Below are 18,389 nucleotides of genomic sequence, written 5' to 3'. Positions count from 1 at the left end.
TGAAAGAGGAGCAACACATGGGTTTTCTCGCCGGTAAGCGCGTACTGATCGTCGGTGTCGCCAGCAAGCTGTCCATCGCATCCGGCATCGCTGCCGCCATGCATCGCGAGGGCGCTGAGCTTGCCTTCACTTATCAGAACGACAAACTCAAGGGTCGCGTTGAAGAGTTCGCACAGGGCTGGGGTTCGAGCCCTGAGCTGTGCTTCCCGTGCGACGTGGCCAGCGATGAAGAAATCGCCAAGGTCTTCGAAGAACTGAGCAAGAAGTGGGACGGCCTGGACTGCATCGTGCACTCCGTCGGCTTCGCCCCGGGCGACCAACTGGACGGCGACTTCACCGAAGCCACCACCCGTGAAGGTTTCCGCATCGCTCACGACATCAGCGCCTACAGCTTCGTGGCCCTGGCCAAGGCTGGCCGCGAGATGATGAAAGGCCGCAACGGCAGCCTGCTGACCCTGTCGTACCTGGGCGCCGAGCGCACCATGCCGAACTACAACGTGATGGGCATGGCCAAGGCTTCGCTGGAAGCTGGCGTACGTTACCTGGCCGGTTCCCTGGGCCCGGACGGCACCCGCGTCAACTGCGTATCGGCTGGCCCGATCCGTACCCTGGCCGCCTCGGGCATCAAGAACTTCCGCAAGATGCTGGCCGCCAACGAAGCGCAAACTCCACTGCGCCGCAACGTCACCATCGAAGAAGTCGGCAACGCCGGCGCCTTCCTGTGCTCCGACCTGGCGTCGGGCATCAGCGGTGAAATCATGTACGTGGACGGCGGCTTCAACACCACCGCCATGGGCAACATCGAAGAGTAATTTTCGCGCTGCCGATAAAAAGCCCGCCAATTGGCGGGCTTTTTCATGCCTGCGATGCCAGGCAACGGGCGAACAACTGCTGAATCGGCTGGCCGCGCTGGCTGTAACGCTGCAACAGCACCATCTCCCGATAAAACTTCAGCTCGCCCAGTTCGATCACTCTCACCCTCAGCGGATGCTCCAGCCACAGCCCAGCCATGGGCAGCAACGAAACCCCGAGCCCGCATTCGACCATTTTAACGATCGCTTCCAGCTCATCCAGCTCCAGCGCTACGTGGACGTCTATCCGCTGCTCACGCAGAAAGCGCGTCACCAGTCGCCCCCCGAACGAGTTACGGTCGTAGCGCACATGAGGATGCTCGGCGAGCAATTGCAGCGGATCATCGCCCTCGACACCGCGCGGTACGATCAGCACGAACGGTTCGCGTCGGATCACCTGCGCTGACAGCTCCTTGGGCAATTCGAACGGCGGCTTGATCATGACCGCCAGATCGACCTGCCCTGCATCCACTTGGCTCAGCAGGTTCAGCGACACCCCCGGCACCAGTTTCGGCTCCACGCCGGGCGCCTGTTGGCGCAAGCGCAGCAAGGCCTGAGGCAACAACCCCGTCTGTGCGGTGGCCACGGCGCCGATTCTCAGCTCGCCGCAAAACTCGCTGGCGTCTTCGCTGATCGCCATGCGGCTGAAGGTGGCGAGCATTTCCTGCGCCATCGGCACCGCGCGCTGCCCTGCCGGATTGAGGATCGCCTGCCGACCGGTGCGATCGAACAGCCTTACGCCGAGGGTCTGTTCCAGATTGCGGATCTGCGCGCTGACCGCCGATTGCGTCAGGCCGACATGAAGACCCGCCGCGGCAAACGTGCCGTGCTGCGCCACCGCCAGAAAGGTCTTGAGTTCACGCAGCATGGACACCTCGATTGATCGAAATAATTTGAGCTCGGCGCAAAAACTATTGTCTTTCAATCGAAATGCACAGCGCTAGACTCAGCTCACCCCAACCGTTGATCGAGACCGCACCTATGTCACTCAGCCCATTCCATCTGGCCATCCCCGTCTATGACCTGGCCGCCGCACGGCACTTTTACCGCGAAGTTTTCGGGCTGGAGGAAGGACGTTCCAGCGCACACTGGGTCGACTTCAACTTCTTCGGCCATCAACTGGTGATTCATCTGGCGCCGAAAAACGCTGCACAGGAAGCTGCCCACACCAATGCCGTGGACGGGCATGACGTGCCGGTGCCGCATTTCGGAGTGGTGCTGGGGATGGCGCAATGGCAGGCGCTGGCCGAACGCCTCACATCGCTGGGCACGCGGTTTGTGATTGAGCCGGGGATTCGCTTTCAGGGCCTGGTGGGCGAACAGGCGACGATGTTTCTGTTCGACCCGTGTGGCAATGCGCTGGAGTTCAAGGCGTTCAAGGATATCGGGCAGTTGTTTGCCAAATAGAAGTATGACGTCTGACCGGACGCTATCGCTGGCAAGCCAGCGCCCACAAGGTTCCGTGCAGTCCCTGGATTGTGTGGGCAGCCGCGAAATCTGTGGGAGCTGGCCTGCCGGCGATGAGGCCCTCAATGGCCGCGCTTCAATTGCTGCTTGTGTTCGTACATTGCGCTATCGGCATCCGCCAGCAGCCGATCCACCGTGTCATGCCGTTGCGGATCGTATTCGATCTGGCCGACGCTGAAGCGGATGTCGTAGCCGCGTTGCAACATCGTATTGCGCTCGTCGAGGATGTCCTTGAGCCGCGCCATGATCGCCGTGGTTTCGACGTGACTGGAGCCGGTCAGCAGCGCCACGAACTCATCACCGCCCAGGCGCCCGACCACGTCGCTCTCGCGAAAAGCGATGCGCAGCACGTCGGCGAAAGTCTTCAGCGCACTGTCGCCTTCGGCATGCCCATAGTGATCATTGATGTGTTTGAAGTCATTGAGATCGAAAAACAGCAGCGTCGCCGGTTTGTCCCGGTGCTTGCAGGCCTCCAGCGCATACTGAGCAAGGGCCTTGAAACCACGGCGGTTGGACAGCAGCGTCAGCTCGTCCATGTTCGCCATCTGCACCGCCATCAATTCCTGCTCGGCCATCCCGGCCAGATCGCGCAACAGCCCGCGCTCCTCGTCATCGAGCTCGCGCGGCTTGGTGTCGATCAGGCACAGCGTGCCCATCTTGTTGCCGTTGGGCACGGTCAGCGGATAGCCCGCGTAAAAACGGATGTTCGGCTCGCCGGTCACCAGCGGATTGTCATGAAAGCGTTTGTCTTGCTTGGCATCCGGCACCAGCAGCAATTCATCCTGAAGAATCGCGTGCCCACAGAACGACACATCCCGTGGGGTTTCGTTGACGTCGAGGCCGACGCACGACTTGAACCATTGCCGATCCTTGTCGACCAGCGTGACCAACGCAATCGGCACGTTGAACAGCCGTTTGGCCAGACGCGTCAAACGGTCGAAACGCTCTTCGGGCGCAGAGTCCAGGACGTTCAGTCCGTGCAATGCCTGGATTCGCACAGCTTCATTGGCAGGTTTGATCGGGGCCAGCATCACGCACTCCATCAGGGTCAACGACCGTTAGAGTAGCTTGAATCGCCAGCGACTCACACACTCAGCCGCCCGCCACCGGGCACGGCCCGCCGGCATCGGCCCAAAGCTTGAACTGGGCCACAAAAATGTCATGCGGCACTGGCACCGGCGCGCGCCCGGCTCCGGGATTCCAGCCCCACAACACCAGTTTGTCGTCGCTGACATGTTTGATCAGCGCGGCGAAGTCACGGTCGCCGTTGCTGGAACGATCCTTGATCATCGCGCACAACTTGTCCGGCGGCAGGCCAATCCAGGCCATCTTGTGCGCCGCCGGTGGCAGGCTCCAGTGCGGCGCCCCCGGAGGCGCATGCGGGCCATAACTGTCGGGCGGGTTGCGCTCGGCATGGCAGGTGGCGCAAGGCAAACCGGCGGCGCCCTTGCCGTCCATGCCGCGCACGACATTCATCGCGTGCGGTTTGCCGGCATCGAATTGCAGCGGCGAGTCGCCGGGAATGTGGCAGTTCTGGCAACGCGGGCTCTGGAACACCTTCTGCACCGTGCCGAACGCCTTGAGCGCCTCCTGATCATCGGCGAACAGGTCCGAAGCGTAGCCGCCCAGCCCCAGCAGAATCACCGTGCCCAACAGCAGATGTCGTTTCATCTCACACCCCCGACAGTTGCAGCGGCAGTTCACGCAGGCGTTGCCCGGTCAGTGCATACACCGCGTTGGCCACCGCCGGCGCGGTAGGCGGAACACCGGCCTCGCCGATGCCGCCGGGTTTGTCGCGGCTGGGCACGATATGCACCTCGACCAGCGGCATCTCATTGAGGCGCAGCACCTGATAGTCGTGATAGTTGGATTGCACCACCGCGCCGTCCTTGACCGTCAGCTTGCTGTGCAGCGCCATGCCCAGGCCAAAGGTGATGCACGATTCCATCTGCGCCGCGATGCTCTGCGGATTGACCGCAATCCCGCAATCCACCGCACACACCACGCGGTGCACGCGGATCGCCAGATTGTCCTGGGAGACCTCGGCCACCTGCGCCACATAACTGCCGAATGACTCGTGCACCGCCACGCCCAACGCATGCCCATCCGGCAATGGCGCTGTCCAGTTGGCCTTCTCCACCGCCAGATTCAGCACGCCGAGATGGCGCGCATGATCCTTGAGCAACGTTCGCCGGTATTCCACCGGGTCCTTGCCGGCCGCCGTGGCCATTTCATCGATCAGTGACTCCATGACAAACGCGGTGTGGCTGTGCCCCACCGAACGCAGCCACAGCACGTTGATCCCGGTCTGCGGCGAATGCAGCTCGACCTGTTGATGAGCCAGGCCTTTGATATACGGGCTGTCAGCCACACCTTCGACCGAGGTTGCGTCGATGCCGTTCTTGACCATGGTCTGTTCAAGCATCGTGCCGGCCATGATCGACTGACCGACCAGCACATGCTGCCAGCTCAACGGCATGCCCTGCCCGTCGAGGCCGATGCGCGCCTGATGCAGGAACATCGAGCGGTAATAACCGCCACGAATGTCATCCTCACGGGACCAGACGGTTTTCACCGGCATCCCGGCCGCTTTCGCCACTTGCACGGCTTCAGCGACAAAGTCCGAGGTCGGATTGGCCCGGCGCCCGAAACCGCCACCGAGAAATTCGGTGTGAATCTCCACCTGCTCCGGTTTGAGCCCGGTGATCTTGCCGGCGACCATCTGGTCGAGGGTCTGGAATTGCGTGCCGGTCCAGATTTCGCACTTGTCGGCGCTGATCTTCACTGTGCAGTTGAGCGGTTCCATCGGTGCGTGCGCCAGATACGGCACGCTGTACTCGACGTCGATTTTCTTCGCCGCCTTATTGAAGTTGCCCTGCGGATCCCCGGCCTGACTGGCGGAAGTCCCCGGTGTCGCCGCCAGTTTGCGAAAGCTGTCGAGCAGGCCCTGGCTACTCAGGTCAGTGTGCGGGCCCATGTCCCAATCGACTTTCAAGGCATCACGCCCGAGTTTCGCCGCCCAGTAATGATCGGCAATCACCGCCACGCCGGTCGGCACCTGTACCACTTTGTGCACGCCGGGCACCGCCAGCGCCTCGGCCCCCTCGAAGGATTTGACCGTGGCACCGAACACCGGCGCCCGCGCGACCATCGCGGTCATCAAGCCGTCGAACTGCACGTCCATGCCGAACTTGGCGCGCCCGGTGATTTTCTCCGGGGTGTCGAGGCGTTTGGTCGGTTTGCCGATGACTTTCCAGTCCTTCGCCTCCTTGAAGGTGATCGACTTCGCATCCGGCACCGGCAGTTGCCCGGCGGCATCCGCCAGTTCGCCATACGTCGCGCGTTTATCGCCGGCAATCACGACGCCCGACTCAGTGCGAATCGTCGACGCCGCAACGTTGAAGCGCTTGGCCGCCGCTTCCACCAGCATCTGCCGCGCCGTGGCCCCTGCGAGCCGGTAACGATCAAACTCCATCCAGGTCGAAGTCGAGCCGCCGGTAATCTGCATTCCGCCAAACGCCGGCATGCCGTAATTGGCCGCCGAGGCCGGCGAGTGCTCGACGCGGATCGTCGACCAGTCGGCGTCCAGCTCTTCGGCGATCAGCATGGTCAGGCCAGTCCAGATGCCCTGGCCCATTTCCGAATGCCCGAGCAACACCGTCACGCTGTTGTCGGCGGCGATGCGCAAAAACGCATTCGGCGCGAAGACCTTGCCTTCATTCTCCGCTGCCCGCGCAAACCGATGGGCACCGGGCACGACAAACGCCACCACCAGACCGCCACCCAGCACGGCACTGCCCTTGAGAAAGCCGCGACGCGATACAGGACTGTTCATCGTCTGTCTCCCAATCAGCCAATTTCGGCCGCACGTTTCACTGCTGCGCGGATTCGCGGATAGGTGCCGCAGCGGCAAATGTTGCCGGAGAGCGCCTGATCGATATCGCTGTCGGTAGGTTTGGGGATTTTCGCCAGCAGCGCCGCGGCAGACATGATCTGCCCGGACTGACAGTAACCGCATTGCACCACATCCAGTTCGGCCCAGGCTTGCTGCACCGGGTGCGAGCCGTCGGTGGACAGGCCTTCGATGGTGAGGATTTTCTGGCCGTTGGCCACGGCAGTGGCGGGCGTGATGCAGGCACGCAACGGTGCCCCATCCACGTGAACGGTGCAGGCGCCGCACTGGGCCATGCCACAGCCGAATTTGGTACCGGTCAGGTGCGCCACATCACGCAGGACCCAGAGCAGCGGCATGTCTGCCGGCACATCGAGTTCCTGATCCTTGCCATTGATATTCAAGGTCAGCATCGGGGGTTTTCCTCAGACTCACGGTGTTCTGAAGGGGCGTCGCTACGGCCATCGAAGCCTGTGCGCGCCTCGGCTTATCCCTTTCAGCAAAGCCCAAATTGCGCCGCAAGCCAGGCGTTGCGACCACCGGTCATGCCTCAACGTAAAAATGTCGACTTTAATCTTCTGGCTGATAACGGCGCTCACCCGAGCCAGCACCACCGGCCTGCGACGAGCGCGGTCACCCATCACATTGGTCAGGAGTCGCGAACATGGGATTTGTCACTACTCAAGACGGCGTCGATATCTTCTACAAGGACTGGGGCCCGAAGGACGCTCCGGTGATCCACTTCCACCACGGCTGGCCACTCAGCTCGGACGACTGGGATGCGCAGATGCTGTTCTTTCTGGCCCAGGGCTTTCGGGTGATTGCCCATGACCGGCGCGGGCACGGGCGATCGAGCCAGGTCTGGGACGGCCACGACATGGATCATTACGCCGACGATGCGCTGGCGGTGGTTCAGCATCTGGGGGTGAAGAACGTGGTGCACGTCGGCCACTCCACCGGCGGCGGTGAGGTCATCCACTACATCGCCCGGCATGGGCAGGACAACGTGGCCAAAGGCGTGCTGATCAGCGCGGTGCCACCGTTGATGGTCCAGACCGAAAGCAATCCCGGTGGTTTGCCGAAATCGGTGTTCGATGATTTTCAGGCACAACTGGCGGCCAATCGCGCGCAGTTCTATCGCGACATTCCCAGCGGTCCTTTCTATGGCTACAACCGCCCGGGAGCAAAATCTTCGGAAGGGATCATCGGCAACTGGTGGCGTCAGGGCATGATCGGCGGCGCCAAGGCGCATTACGACGGGATCGTTGCCTTCTCGCAGACCGACTTCACCGAAGACCTGAAGAAGGTCACCGTACCGGTGCTGGTGATGCATGGCGAGGACGACCAGATCGTGCCGTATGCGAACTCGGGGCCTTTATCGGCGAAACTGCTGCCAAATGGCACGCTGAAGTCGTATCCGGGCTTTCCGCACGGGATGCCGACAACCGAGGCGGCGACGATCAATGCGGATTTGTTGGCGTTTATTCGCGGCTGACACACATCATTGTGGGAGCTGGCTTGCCAGCGATGACGGTGGGTCAGGCAACATCAACTGTGGATGTGCCGGCCTCATCGCTGGCAAGCCAGCTCCCACAGGTTTTCAGATGCCTGCTGCATACTCTGTCACACCAGAAACCGTGTGGGAGCGAGCCTGCTGGCGAAGGCAATCGGTCAGTCAGTCATGGGTTGGCTGCCCCCCCGCATTCGCGAGCAGGCTCGCTCCCACAGGGGACTGGGTGATTGGCTTGACTGCGTACTACGCCTCGGTACGGCCCGTCCCTTCGCGATCACGTTGGTAATGGTGCGCCAGTGGCAGCGCCGGTAACCAGGCCTCGCGGCGGATGGTCCACAGCTCATAAGTCGGTTTGAACTGGTTCGGCGCGTCCAGCGAGCCGACATTCACTTCAATCTCATCCCCCGAACGCGCTAGTACCGGCGAACCACAGCGCGGGCAAAAGACCCGCCCTTGATACTCGCCGAGAGTCCCGCTGACGGTCACCGCCTTCTCGGGAAATATCGCCGAAGCATGAAACAATGCGCCGTGATGTTTGCGGCAGTCGAGGCAATGGCAAATGCCGATGCGGTAAGGTTGGCCCGCGGCTTCGAAGCGAACGTCGCCGCACAGGCAACCGCCGGTTAATGGGGTCATGGTGTCTATCCTCTGCCAGACTTTGTTCAGCCTTTGAACATAGCAGCCGTACAAGCGAACGCTCACAATTTCGGAGACAGCGCCATGCCCTCCCTTGAATCCACCTTGTTGCAGAGCTGGCACGCCAACGCTGAAGCCTGGATCGAGGTGATCCGCAGCGGTGCCATCGAAAGCCGTCAGCAGGTCACCGATCAGGCAATCCTGCTGGCGATCATGGGCCGCCAACCGGAACGCGTGCTGGATCTGGGTTGCGGCGAAGGCTGGTTGTTGCGCGCGCTGGCGGATCGCGGCATTGATGCGGCGGGTGTCGACGGCGATGCGAGTCTGATCGAGGCGGCACGTGCGGCCGGTTCGACAAAGGTGCATGTCGCCCGTTACGCGGCGCTGGTCGACGCCGAGATTGATGTTGGCCGTGATTACGATTTGATCTGTGCCAACTTTTCGCTACTGCATCAGGACATCATCCCGCTGCTTGCTGCGATGCATGCGTTGCTGGTTCCCGGCGGCGCCATCATCATTCAGACCCTGCATCCGTGGGCCGTGGCGGCCGGAAATTATCAGGATGGCTGGCGTGAAGAATCGTTCGCCGCGTTCAAGGGCCAGTGGCAGCCGATGCCGTGGTATTTCCGCACGCTGTCGAGCTGGTGCAACGCGCTGGACATGGCCGGGTTTCACATGCTCGGTTTGCAGGAGCCGCAGCATCCGCAAAGCCCCGTGCCGCAATCGCTGCTGATGGTCGCCGAACGGCGCTGACCGGGGTAACTCGAGCCCCTTGTGGGAGCGAGCCTGCTCGCGAATGCGGAGTGTCTGACAGGCTCGTTGCCGCATGTGCCGACGCTTTCGCGAGCAGGCTCGCTCCCACATTGTTTGGCGTCTGATGCTTCAGTTGTCGATCTACGGCACCGCCAGTCGACCAAGGACTGACTACGCTGTAAATCCCGCGTGTCTAACCTGCCGAGGATGACTGCCATGCAACGTTTCCAGAAAATCACACCGTGCCTGTGGTTCGATGATCAGGCCGAAGCGGCTGCGAAGTTCTATTGCTCGATCTTCGATCATTCGAAAATCACCGGACTGACCCACTACAGCAAGGTCGGCGAGCAATTCCACGGCAAGCCGGAAGGCGCGGTGATGACCGTCAGTTTCGAACTCGACGGCCACAGTTTCACCGGTCTCAATGGCGGGCCGATGTTCAAGTTCAGCGAGGCGATTTCGTTTCAGGTCAACTGCCAGAATCAGGAAGAAATCGACCACTTCTGGGGCAACCTGTCGGCCGGTGGCCCGGTCGAGGCCCAGCAATGCGGCTGGCTCAAGGACAGGTTCGGCGTGTCGTGGCAGATCGTGCCGGTGGCGTTCATGCACATGATGCAGGACCCTGACACCAGCAAGTCGCAACGGGCAATGCAGGCCATGTTCACGATGAAAAAACTCGACATCGCTGAACTGGAGCGGGCCTTTGCCGGCCAGAGCTAATACACTCCGGGTCTGGCCTGCCGGGAACCATAACGATGAAACACGCTGCCGCCAAAAATCCTCAAAAAGCCCCACGCTTCTGGCGGGACGATGCCCTGCCCTTCATCGAAGCGCGGGCCATCGCCGATGGTCGTGAGGTCTGCTACTCACGCCATTCCCATGCGCACTTTTCCATCGGCGCGATCACGGCCGGGCGCAGCATTTATGTGCATGAGCAATCGACATTCGAAGTGGCCGCCGGCACCGTGGTGCTGATGAATCCGGGCGACGTGCATGCCTGCAATCCGATCGATGATCAGCCGTGGTCGTACTTGATGTTGTATGTCGATACGCCATGGCTGACCGATCTGCAGCATCAGTTGGGGTTCAGTGCCGAACTTGAGTTTCGCCGATTTGCCACCACGCACCTGGATGACCTGCGACTGTTTCGTGACCTGCAAGGGCTTTACGCCCTATTGGTCGATGAGCAGCAGGACGCACAGCGTAAACACAGCGCAGCGGTGGAGTTTTTCAGTGATTTGCAATGGCGCCTGAACCCGGCTGAACCGGCGCTGCGCGAACCGAATTTCAAGCTCGAACGCGCCGCCGATTTCATCCGCGAACATTGCACTGACCTGCTCAGCCTGGAGGACATCTGCACGGCGGCGCAGTTATCAGCGTCGTATCTGATCCGCGCATTCAAGCAGCATTACGGCATGACGCCGCACGCGTTTCTGGTCAACCAGCGCATCCAGTTTGCCCGCGAACGCCTGCGCAGCGGCCAGCTGATTGCCGATGTTGCACTGGAAGCAGGGTTTGCCGATCAGGCGCATTTTCAGCGCGCGTTCAAACAGCATCTGGCCGCGACACCCGGCCAATATCGCGGCTGACCATCGACTTCGGGCTCACGGCAACAGCAGATAAACCGCGCTCGCCGCCAGCAACAAGGCCATCAAGCGATTGAACAGGCGCATCCCCGCCGGATTGCCCAGATACCCCCGCAAAAACGTTCCGGCGTACACCCAGCAACCGACCGACAGATAACAGATCACCAGATACACTGCGGCGAACTGCCAGACCAGCCGCGCCTCGCCATCGGCGACAAACGCGCCCATCCCTGCCACACAGGCCAGCCACGCTTTCGGGTTGAGCCATTGCATCACCGCGCCGTACAGCATCGACGGCGCCCGCCCCGCTTCGCCGGCATGCAACTGGCCGTCATCGGCAGCCAGCTTCCAGGCCATGAACAACAGAAACGCCACCCCGGCCAATTGCACCACCCGGGTCAGGAATGGCCACAGTTTCAGGACTTCATGCAGGCCCAACCCCATCAGCACCAGCAACAGCACAAAGCCCAGCGTCGCCCCCGCCACATGCCGCTGACTGGCCCGAAAGCCGTATTGCGCCCCGGAACTCAGCGCGACGATATTTACCGGCCCCGGGGTTATGGATGCCACCAGCGCAAACGCCGCCATCGACACAATCAGACTCATTACGCACCTGCTGCAAATTGGGGAACAAGGAGCCAACAGTAGACAGCGCCGTGCGCCCGCGTATTGAACAAAATCACCCACGACCCGCGCCACCACTCAGGCCATTGAAACCGGCGACGAAGTTTCTGTTGCCACTTAATACCTCAAACAGACATCTCGGCACTTTCAAAAACAACTTGCAACTTAAAACAAAAAACCAACTTTGCTCGATGTTTTATATTCCCGACCCCTTCACAACCAGCCACGTTAACCTGGCTGATTGCCGCACTAACCAACACGGACCAGAACAACTCAATATGGATATTAACCGCAACCTTTTTGCAACGACCCCTGCATCGGCCGACGAAGTAGAACGATTGAAAATCGCCAGGGCTCTGGAGAACCGAAATTTCCTTCGACAATCTTTTCGTGCTGAAGAAGACCTCATGCAACTCGCCACGGAAGTGGTGTCGGGAAGTCGTTTCGACAGCGAACATCTCGCTGGCAAATTATTGCTGCGCTCACTCAGCAAACATCCGGAATTCATTGAATTCATTGCCTCCTTCGACCTTCCTGCCGATCACTTTTTCATGGTCAGAAGCAATGGTGAAGTTTACGCCGCCTATGAGGAATTCGGTGCTACGGGCTTTTACATCCAATCCACCATCATTACCGACGAACTGTATGAGATCGAATCTTTACGGAACGATATCGAACTCTTGTCGAAAACCGCATGGCGTTCTGGCGGCATTATTTCCTCCAGCGCCACCGTGCCACTGCGCAACTGGCTGGCGTTTCAGGAAATCGATCCGCCCAACGACTACGCAGACCTTGCAAACTTGATCGACTGCCTGAACTTCAAAATGCCCGCGCCGCCAAAATTCGCTAACTACTGGGGCATTTCCGAAGAGACTCAGGATGTAGCCCTGATCATCGAGCCCGCACAGTATCCTGTGATCATGCAGGTCGTGCGAAAGTTGATGGCCGACCTGGGGCGGCATTCCGAACCGTTGATCAACTACCTGACGGATGTGGTGCTCAAGAGAAAAAGCGGCGCCTTGCTGCAGGAAGATCCGCGACTGGCGTGGGAGTATTTGATGCAAACGAGCGAGGCACACCGTCTGGCTCAGAGCTGTTTCGATGCACTTCTGATCGAAGGCAAGGCCCCCACATTAACGGAGGTCACCCGCAGCCGGCTGTTGCTGGCCGCGGTCGTGCTGGACCTGGACATGGGCTCGGAGGAACGGGTCGAAACTCATCGAAGTCTGCGTTATGAATCGCTGTATGTGCATGAAACCCCGGCGCAGGCGCGGACTCGTCTCAAGCGCCACTTTGAGCAGATCAACCGCGTCAGTCTGTTTGCCGCTTACCTGGCAGTGGAACTGGTGCTGGCGGGGCAATCACCAGAGTTTCTGGTCGTTACCCCGCCGACACTGCTGATCGGCTCACCAGGCTGGGTCATGTTGCGCAAGGCGGTCATGCTGACAGAAAGGATCGCTCCCGGGTTGTCGCGCAAACTGTCTTATGAGCAACTGATGAAATTTGCCGAACTGGCGCCGCTCAGCGATGCACAACGCTCCCTGCATCAATTACTCAATCTGCAGTGCGTGCTGGATTGGGCAAACATCAACGAAGTGATGCTCCGTGAAGATTCGACATTATCCGAAGCACAAATCGCAACAGCGGCAATGAATCACTACAACACATATGCCGATGAACTGGAGGCGGCACTGAAGTCTATAACCACTGCGCCGGCCAGCCGAAGGAACCTGGCGCAGCAAACGCTGTTCGATGCCGACATCAACCACCATCAGGAGGTATTTCGTTCGCCGCACAATAAAGGGGGACTGATCAGCGACACGGTGATCAATCTTTACCTTGCCAACCAGTTACACCGTAAAAACCTCACCAGCACATCGACCCGGCGCAATTTGCACGACGTGCATCCGACATTGGCCAGCCTTGCGCCAGTCAATCAATTGTATGCCGCAAAGATCAAGGGGCAGCACGAAACCTTCAAGTCGGGAATCAGCACCATGATCCGGCTGGCATTTTCCCGCCTCGGCCTGAGTGATCGAGAAGCACTGACACAGGGCGCATTAACGCTCTACCTGGTGCGCGGTAACCGCAATATCCCCGGGCACAGCGCCGACCACTTCTCGCCGCACGGGGTGGTCATCCTGTGCCGTCACCAATCGAAAAACCATTGCTATGAGTTGTTCCCGTTACAAGGACTGTGCCGCAAAAGCGATCGCCTGGCCGAGGCTTTCGCCAGCGGTCATATATTTAACGAAGACACAGCAAGCTTCGACGGAGCGACCAACGGCAAGAACGGGAACTTCCCGCGCCTTACCTATCTGGAAAACATCATTACCGAGCACGCGGCGTACTTTCAGGGTGCAACGCCTTCCCAGAGCGAACAGGCAGACATCAATAAACTACTGCCGCGCCGCCACTGGGAACTGGCCGAACATGCAGATGTTCACGAGTTCGGCATGCTGCTTGATCGGTTTGGTCAATTTGCGCCATACGACAAAGAGTCAGCCTGGTACACATCGCCAATGGAAAGTTACCAATCGCCGAGGCTGAAAGACATTGCCGACTTCATTGCGCAAAAGAACCCGCCGATCACCTACGACGAATACTACCGGATGGGCTATGACCAGACTGAATACGAGGAAAAGCAGGAAGCGTACGAGCGCGTTGCCAACATCATTCTGAATATCTTCATTCCATTCAGAGGCTGTATCCAGCAACTGACTTCGGATGATCCGGATAAACGCAGCGGGGCCGCCTTCAGTTGCGTCATCGACGCCCTCGCGGTGTCCTTCGTCTTTATCGGCGCGGCCGGTGCGCTGGCAAAGGCAGTGGCAAGCAGCACCAGGCTGCTCAGCCTGGGGCGCGTGGCCGGCAGTGTTCTGGTGTCAATCTTCAACCCCGTCGACGGTGTTCCCCAAGTGATCGTCGGCGCCGGGAAGCTGGCAGGCAAAGGCGCGCTGAAACTCAGCCAGGCTGGCAGTTCGATCAGCATGACAGCCGCCCGCCAGTTGCGTCGACTGACGACCACCAGCAGTGGCTCCTACGACCTGGTCAAAGCGTTGAGCAAGTCCGGGGCGGCGGCCGAGATTCGCATGACCCTGCCGACGGTGGCTCATGCGCGGGCACTGTTCAAGGATGACGCTCTGGAAACTGTCGAACAGATCGTCACACGACTGAGTCAGGACGTTATATCCGTCCCCAAGGGCAGCAATGCGACAGAGCTGCAGCATCTTTTCAATACTGCAACGAGGGAAGCGGCTGCGCCGTCAAAGGGATTCCAGCAACTGGAATCGTTAATAGGCCATGCCGCAGCGAACGATGTATTGATCACGTTCACAAAAAGCAAGGGCCCCAGGTTCAATGGAACGAAGTTCACTACAAAAGCCCGTGACTATTCCGACACACTCGGGTTCATGGCCGAGCTTGAATCAAAGAAAATCATCTACCTCAAGAATCATCAGCAAAACGTCTTGAAGCTGGATCTTGGCAAGCCGCCCTACACCGATGTGATGCCCGAATCGTCGTTCAACCCGCAGGGTTTCTCCGACAATGCGCAGCGAGCCGGGGCGTGGATGGTCAAAGGCTCGACCTCCGACAACGAACTGGCACACATTGTGGCGATCCTGCGTGAGTATGCGGGCAACAACAGATCCCTGACCGATGCGACCGTGGTCAGAGAGATCCACGGCCGACTGGTTCCTCAACTGGCTGGGTCCGTGCGCGAGGCGGGTGCGCCGTCAAAGTATGGCAGCAGCGTCAGCGGTTTTGCCTTGCTGGAGCAACACCTGAAAACGCTTGATGCCGCTCATGAGCACTTCGACAAACACTTGCTGGCGGCCATCGCCGGGTTTCAAGGCTTCGGCGACGGCAATGGTCGTACCGCGAGTGCGGTGTATGCGATCAGCCAACTGCGCAACCAGCGATTTGTACCGATGCCGAAACACGTGTTCATGTCGTTGAGCGATCTGGGCTGACCACTCAAAATCCGTGCCCCGTTTAACGAGGCACGGATTTTCTCATTCACCGGTAAGCATCGCCGGCACGGTAAACCGAAACTCCGTGCCCTCACCCGGCTCACTGCTGGCCTCGATGCGTCCGCCGTGAGCTTCAACAATCCCCTGCGTGATGTACAGACCCAGTCCGGTTCCGGTCGGGTTGCCCTCCTTCACCGTCCAGTAGCGGTCAAACACCCGCGCCAGGTTTTCCTTGGGAATGCCTTCACCGGTATCGCGCACGGTAAACACGATTTCCTTGCCGTCAGACTTGGCCAGCACGCCCACCGAACCTTTGCGCGGGGTGAACTTGATCGCGTTGCCGATCAGGTTCGACAGCACCTGAAACAGGCGCTCCGGGTCGGCATGGATTTTCAGGTCGGGGTCGGCCTGGAACGAGATGCTGATGTCCTTGTCCAGCGCCAGCGGCCCCAGCAGGGATTGCGTTTCCTCGAACATCTGCCCGACGTCCAGGGTCTGCGGGGCGATGGTGTAGCGCCCGGCGTCGATTTTCGAGGTATCGAGCAAGTCTTCGAGCAGCGTGTTCATCCGCCCGGCCGCCTGCTGCATGGTGTCGATCGCGGTGGAGATGCGCCGCGAGGTGTGCGGGCCGTCGGAACTGAAGGTCTTCTGCATCATGCCGCAGAGCATGGAAATCACGGTCATCGGATTGCGCAAGTCGTGGGAAACCACTGCCACCAGCTCATCCCGGGCGCGCACCGCCTCCTGCTCGCGGCGCACCTGCCGGGCCAGGTCGTTTTCCAGTGCCGAGCGGCGCAGGTCATTGGCCGCAAACAGATCGCCGTGGCTCCACTTGGTGGAGATCCCGGCCATCTCGACTTTCCAGATTTCGAACGAGGTGCGCGGGCGCAGACGCAGGCCGGCATCGGAGTTTTCCAGGTCCAGCGGCTTGCGCGGATCACCGCTCCAGTTGATGTTCTCCTTGACCTCGGGGCGGAACCACAACACGCCGTTGTCCACCGGTTTGGGCAGGCTCATGGCGAGCACGCCGCTGGCCACTTGCTGAAACTGCGCGGCCGGCGGATAGACGCTGGCCAAATGATGACTGGCGAACACCGGCTCGCCGGTTTCCTGCAGCCACTTGTGCAGGGCGCGAATGTCTTCCGGTTCCGGGCAGTTGCCGTAACGGTGCAACTGCTTGTCTTCGATGATCGCAATGCCCCCGGCCCCGGCCAGTGCCATCAACACTTGCGGCTGTTGCGCCAGACCATCGAAGACGTTTTGCGGCGAGTCGATCATGGCCTGATTGAGCAACGCCAGCGCCTCGACCTTTTCTTCACGCTGACGGCTGAGTTCCAGCGCCTCCATCGCGCTGATCTGCAGCGACAGCACCTGACCGATGGTCTGACAGGCACTGCGCAACTCGTGCGGCACATGCAGCGGCTGGCGGTTGCCACAGCTGATCAGGCCCCAGAGTTTGTCACCCTTGAGCAGCGAGATGCTCATCGACGACAGAACGCCCATGTTTTTCATGTACTGACAATGAATCGGCGAGACACTGCGCAGGGTGGCGAAACTCAGGTCCAGCGGGGTCTGGGTGTCCGGGCGCAGCTTGGGCACCAGCGGCACTGGCTGATAATCGGCATTCGGGATGATCCGCAGCCAGTTGGTGCGGTACAGCTCGCGCGCTTGCTCGGGGATGTCCGAAGCCGGGAAGAACAGACCGTTGAACACTTCCATCGACGGATCGGACGCCTCGGCGATCACCTGGCCGTGGCCCTCCTCTTCGAAGCGGTAGATCAGCACCCGGTCGTAACCGGTCATCGCCTGGATTTCCTTGACGCTGATGTCATACAGCGCCTGCAATGTGGTGGCTGCCTGCAAGCGCTGGAGCATGCGTCCCAGATGGGTCTGGTTGCCGGCGACGTTACGCGGCTGGAAGTTTTCGACGTGGATTTCCAGTTCCAGAATCAACACGCCTTGATGACGGTGCAGCAGACCTTCGAACGCGGTGCCGTTGAGGCGGAAATGCAGCGGTCCGGCATCGGCGATCAGCGGTTGCTGCAGCGCTTCGCGCACAGCGGCGGTAGGTGCTTCACCCAACAGACTGTGCAGCGGCTGGCCGATCAGTTCTTGCGCCGGGCGTGCCAGCAGGGTCTCGACGTTGGCGCTGATCTGAATGATGTCCAGCGCCGGCTCGCTCAGGGTCAGCAACAGGCCATGGGGCTGGATGGCACCCGGAAAGCGGATCGGTTCGTCGGCACAGTTGGCCAGCAGTTCTTCAAAGGCTTCTTGGTCTTGCGGGTTCATGCCAGTACCTCCCGGCTTTCGAGCCAGCGCTCGAAACAACTGAATGTGGATTGGGCCGCCGCAACCACGGCTTCACGTTCATCCGCACTCAGCGGTCGACTGCCCAGGTAATCAATGAAATCGCGCCAGCGGCGGCCGGTGGCAGCGCCGTAAACGTCGAGGAATGCCGCGCCGTTGTCGGCGTCCAGACGCAACCGCGAAGCGATTTCGCGACGCAGGATCTGCCCGCCGAGGGTTGCCCCTTCCAGCACGTACAGCACACCCAGGCAAGTCGGCCCGGAGTCGATCACGGGCAACGTCTGACACTGTGGCAAACGGGCGATGTTCTCGGTCGTCAGACTCAGAGCCTGCAAATCATCGAGCAAAATCTGCGATTTGAGGCGTGGCGCAAGATCGAAATCCACCGGGATCGCGCCGCTGTCGAGCAATGCGTTTTCCAGTGGCCGATAAAAGCCGTAATAAGCCTGCATCAACCGTACGAAAGCCTTGAAATCGAGGGTATTGGAGAAAAAAGGAAGACGTTTTTCCAGTGCGATGTGCAGTTCGGCAGTGCCGGCTCGCAGATCTTGCAGCACCGGCGGCACATAAACTTCACGGGCCTTTGCTTGCATGTAAATCGCTCTTGGTGGGGCCGCTTCGGGGCCGGCAGGGTGTTTGCAGCTTTGGACGAATATTACACGGCAAACGCCTTTTTCTGACTTGGCGCATAGATTTTTCTGACGAAACCAGCGCCTTCAGACTTTTGAGAGTTCCGGCCAATCGGAAAAGTTCGACTGGATTGAAGGAACTGCCAAGGCTGTACCG

General features: G+C 60.1%; 16 protein-coding genes. 7 read left to right on the top strand and 9 right to left on the bottom strand.

Going from position 1 to position 18,389, the window contains the following annotated elements; genetic code table 11:
- Positions 1 to 17: 17 nt before the first annotated feature.
- Positions 18 to 812: an enoyl-ACP reductase FabI gene (gene fabI / locus HXW87_RS15235; RefSeq protein ID WP_003202751.1), complete on the top strand. Its 795-nt coding sequence runs from the start codon at positions 18 to 20 to the stop codon at positions 810 to 812.
- Positions 813 to 855: 43 nt separating this feature from the next.
- Here the strand turns inward: fabI and HXW87_RS15230 are convergent, their stop codons facing one another.
- On the bottom strand, positions 856 to 1,719 hold the full coding sequence (locus HXW87_RS15230) for a LysR family transcriptional regulator (RefSeq protein ID WP_239776483.1): 864 nt from the start codon (positions 1,717 to 1,719) through the stop codon (positions 856 to 858).
- Between the two features lie 113 nt (positions 1,720 to 1,832).
- Here HXW87_RS15230 and HXW87_RS15225 point away from each other — a divergent pair, with 113 nt between their 5' ends.
- Entirely contained in the window at positions 1,833 to 2,258 is a 426-nt protein-coding gene (locus tag HXW87_RS15225) for a VOC family protein (protein ID WP_041067301.1), read from the top strand.
- Positions 2,259 to 2,380: 122 nt separating this feature from the next.
- Here HXW87_RS15225 and HXW87_RS15220 read toward each other — a convergent pair whose 3' ends face one another.
- The 4 genes from HXW87_RS15220 to HXW87_RS15205 form a co-directional block, all read right to left on the bottom strand.
- Positions 2,381 to 3,349, bottom strand: a complete 969-nt coding sequence (locus tag HXW87_RS15220; RefSeq protein ID WP_047293691.1) for a sensor domain-containing diguanylate cyclase — start codon at positions 3,347 to 3,349, stop codon at positions 2,381 to 2,383.
- Between the two features lie 61 nt (positions 3,350 to 3,410).
- A complete protein-coding gene (locus tag HXW87_RS15215) occupies positions 3,411 to 3,989 on the bottom strand; it encodes a hypothetical protein (protein WP_041067306.1) in 579 nt (192 codons plus the stop codon).
- Position 3,990: 1 nt separating this feature from the next.
- Positions 3,991 to 6,153 (bottom strand): xanthine dehydrogenase family protein molybdopterin-binding subunit, encoded by a 2,163-nt coding sequence (locus tag HXW87_RS15210; RefSeq protein ID WP_239776482.1) that lies wholly within the window; start codon positions 6,151 to 6,153, stop codon positions 3,991 to 3,993.
- A 14-nt stretch (positions 6,154 to 6,167) separates the two neighbouring features.
- Positions 6,168 to 6,623 (bottom strand): (2Fe-2S)-binding protein, encoded by a 456-nt coding sequence (locus HXW87_RS15205; RefSeq protein WP_025111491.1) that lies wholly within the window; start codon positions 6,621 to 6,623, stop codon positions 6,168 to 6,170.
- A 251-nt stretch (positions 6,624 to 6,874) separates the two neighbouring features.
- On the opposite strand from HXW87_RS15205, the gene HXW87_RS15200 reads away from it, so the two are divergent.
- A complete protein-coding gene (locus HXW87_RS15200) occupies positions 6,875 to 7,705 on the top strand; it encodes an alpha/beta hydrolase (protein WP_239776481.1) in 831 nt (276 codons plus the stop codon).
- Positions 7,706 to 7,966: 261 nt separating this feature from the next.
- Here HXW87_RS15200 and HXW87_RS15195 read toward each other — a convergent pair whose 3' ends face one another.
- Positions 7,967 to 8,359, bottom strand: coding sequence for a GFA family protein (locus tag HXW87_RS15195; RefSeq protein WP_239776480.1), 393 nt, complete (start codon positions 8,357 to 8,359; stop codon positions 7,967 to 7,969).
- Between the two features lie 84 nt (positions 8,360 to 8,443).
- Here HXW87_RS15195 and HXW87_RS15190 point away from each other — a divergent pair, with 84 nt between their 5' ends.
- The 3 genes from HXW87_RS15190 to HXW87_RS15180 all read left to right on the top strand — a co-directional run bounded on the left by HXW87_RS15190 (position 8,444) and on the right by HXW87_RS15180 (position 10,701).
- The gene (locus tag HXW87_RS15190; protein WP_239776479.1) at positions 8,444 to 9,112 is read left to right on the top strand and encodes a class I SAM-dependent methyltransferase; all 669 of its coding nucleotides are present in this window, start codon (positions 8,444 to 8,446) and stop codon (positions 9,110 to 9,112) included.
- 216 nt (positions 9,113 to 9,328) lie between these two features.
- Positions 9,329 to 9,832 carry a VOC family protein gene (locus HXW87_RS15185; RefSeq protein WP_239776478.1) on the top strand — a complete coding sequence of 168 codons (504 nt, stop codon included), beginning with the start codon at positions 9,329 to 9,331 and terminating at the stop codon, positions 9,830 to 9,832.
- A gap of 35 nt (positions 9,833 to 9,867) precedes the next feature.
- A complete protein-coding gene (locus HXW87_RS15180) occupies positions 9,868 to 10,701 on the top strand; it encodes an AraC family transcriptional regulator (protein WP_182404352.1) in 834 nt (277 codons plus the stop codon).
- A gap of 15 nt (positions 10,702 to 10,716) precedes the next feature.
- On the opposite strand, the gene HXW87_RS15175 is transcribed toward HXW87_RS15180, so the two are convergent.
- Positions 10,717 to 11,304, bottom strand: coding sequence for a LysE family translocator (locus HXW87_RS15175; protein WP_108182964.1), 588 nt, complete (start codon positions 11,302 to 11,304; stop codon positions 10,717 to 10,719).
- Between the two features lie 50 nt (positions 11,305 to 11,354).
- On the opposite strand from HXW87_RS15175, the gene HXW87_RS15170 reads away from it, so the two are divergent.
- Positions 11,355 to 15,296, top strand: coding sequence for a hypothetical protein (locus HXW87_RS15170; RefSeq protein ID WP_239776477.1), 3,942 nt, complete (start codon positions 11,355 to 11,357; stop codon positions 15,294 to 15,296).
- 42 nt (positions 15,297 to 15,338) lie between these two features.
- Here HXW87_RS15170 and HXW87_RS15165 read toward each other — a convergent pair whose 3' ends face one another.
- Entirely contained in the window at positions 15,339 to 17,585 is a 2,247-nt protein-coding gene (locus HXW87_RS15165; RefSeq protein ID WP_239776476.1) for an ATP-binding protein, read from the bottom strand.
- Positions 17,582 to 18,196 (bottom strand): biliverdin-producing heme oxygenase, encoded by a 615-nt coding sequence (locus tag HXW87_RS15160; RefSeq protein WP_121185960.1) that lies wholly within the window; start codon positions 18,194 to 18,196, stop codon positions 17,582 to 17,584. The genes HXW87_RS15165 and HXW87_RS15160 overlap by 4 nt, the downstream gene beginning before the upstream one ends.
- Between the last annotated feature and the right edge of the window lie 193 nt (positions 18,197 to 18,389).

This window comes from Pseudomonas sp. Y5-11 (genome assembly GCF_022368695.1).
In the GTDB taxonomy this organism is placed as follows: Bacteria; Pseudomonadota; Gammaproteobacteria; order Pseudomonadales; family Pseudomonadaceae; genus Aquipseudomonas; species Aquipseudomonas parakoreensis.
The sequence above is the reverse complement of the archived record's forward strand: the minus strand, read 5'-3'. Positions and strand labels throughout refer to the sequence as shown.

Excerpts from the sequence above, each read along its gene's own strand:
- fabI (WP_003202751.1), top strand. The coding sequence starts at position 18 with ATGGGTTTTCTCGCCGGTAAGCGCGTACTGATCGTCGGTGTCGCCAGC.
- HXW87_RS15230 (WP_239776483.1), bottom strand. The coding sequence starts at position 1,719 with ATGCTGCGTGAACTCAAGACCTTTCTGGCGGTGGCGCAGCACGGCACG.
- HXW87_RS15225 (WP_041067301.1), top strand. The coding sequence starts at position 1,833 with ATGTCACTCAGCCCATTCCATCTGGCCATCCCCGTCTATGACCTGGCC.
- HXW87_RS15220 (WP_047293691.1), bottom strand. The coding sequence starts at position 3,349 with ATGCTGGCCCCGATCAAACCTGCCAATGAAGCTGTGCGAATCCAGGCA.
- HXW87_RS15215 (WP_041067306.1), bottom strand. The coding sequence starts at position 3,989 with ATGAAACGACATCTGCTGTTGGGCACGGTGATTCTGCTGGGGCTGGGC.
- HXW87_RS15210 (WP_239776482.1), bottom strand. The coding sequence starts at position 6,153 with ATGAACAGTCCTGTATCGCGTCGCGGCTTTCTCAAGGGCAGTGCCGTG.
- HXW87_RS15205 (WP_025111491.1), bottom strand. The coding sequence starts at position 6,623 with ATGCTGACCTTGAATATCAATGGCAAGGATCAGGAACTCGATGTGCCG.
- HXW87_RS15200 (WP_239776481.1), top strand. The coding sequence starts at position 6,875 with ATGGGATTTGTCACTACTCAAGACGGCGTCGATATCTTCTACAAGGAC.
- HXW87_RS15195 (WP_239776480.1), bottom strand. The coding sequence starts at position 8,359 with ATGACCCCATTAACCGGCGGTTGCCTGTGCGGCGACGTTCGCTTCGAA.
- HXW87_RS15190 (WP_239776479.1), top strand. The coding sequence starts at position 8,444 with ATGCCCTCCCTTGAATCCACCTTGTTGCAGAGCTGGCACGCCAACGCT.
- HXW87_RS15185 (WP_239776478.1), top strand. The coding sequence starts at position 9,329 with ATGCAACGTTTCCAGAAAATCACACCGTGCCTGTGGTTCGATGATCAG.
- HXW87_RS15180 (WP_182404352.1), top strand. The coding sequence starts at position 9,868 with ATGAAACACGCTGCCGCCAAAAATCCTCAAAAAGCCCCACGCTTCTGG.
- HXW87_RS15175 (WP_108182964.1), bottom strand. The coding sequence starts at position 11,304 with ATGAGTCTGATTGTGTCGATGGCGGCGTTTGCGCTGGTGGCATCCATA.
- HXW87_RS15165 (WP_239776476.1), bottom strand. The coding sequence starts at position 17,585 with ATGAACCCGCAAGACCAAGAAGCCTTTGAAGAACTGCTGGCCAACTGT.
- HXW87_RS15160 (WP_121185960.1), bottom strand. The coding sequence starts at position 18,196 with ATGCAAGCAAAGGCCCGTGAAGTTTATGTGCCGCCGGTGCTGCAAGAT.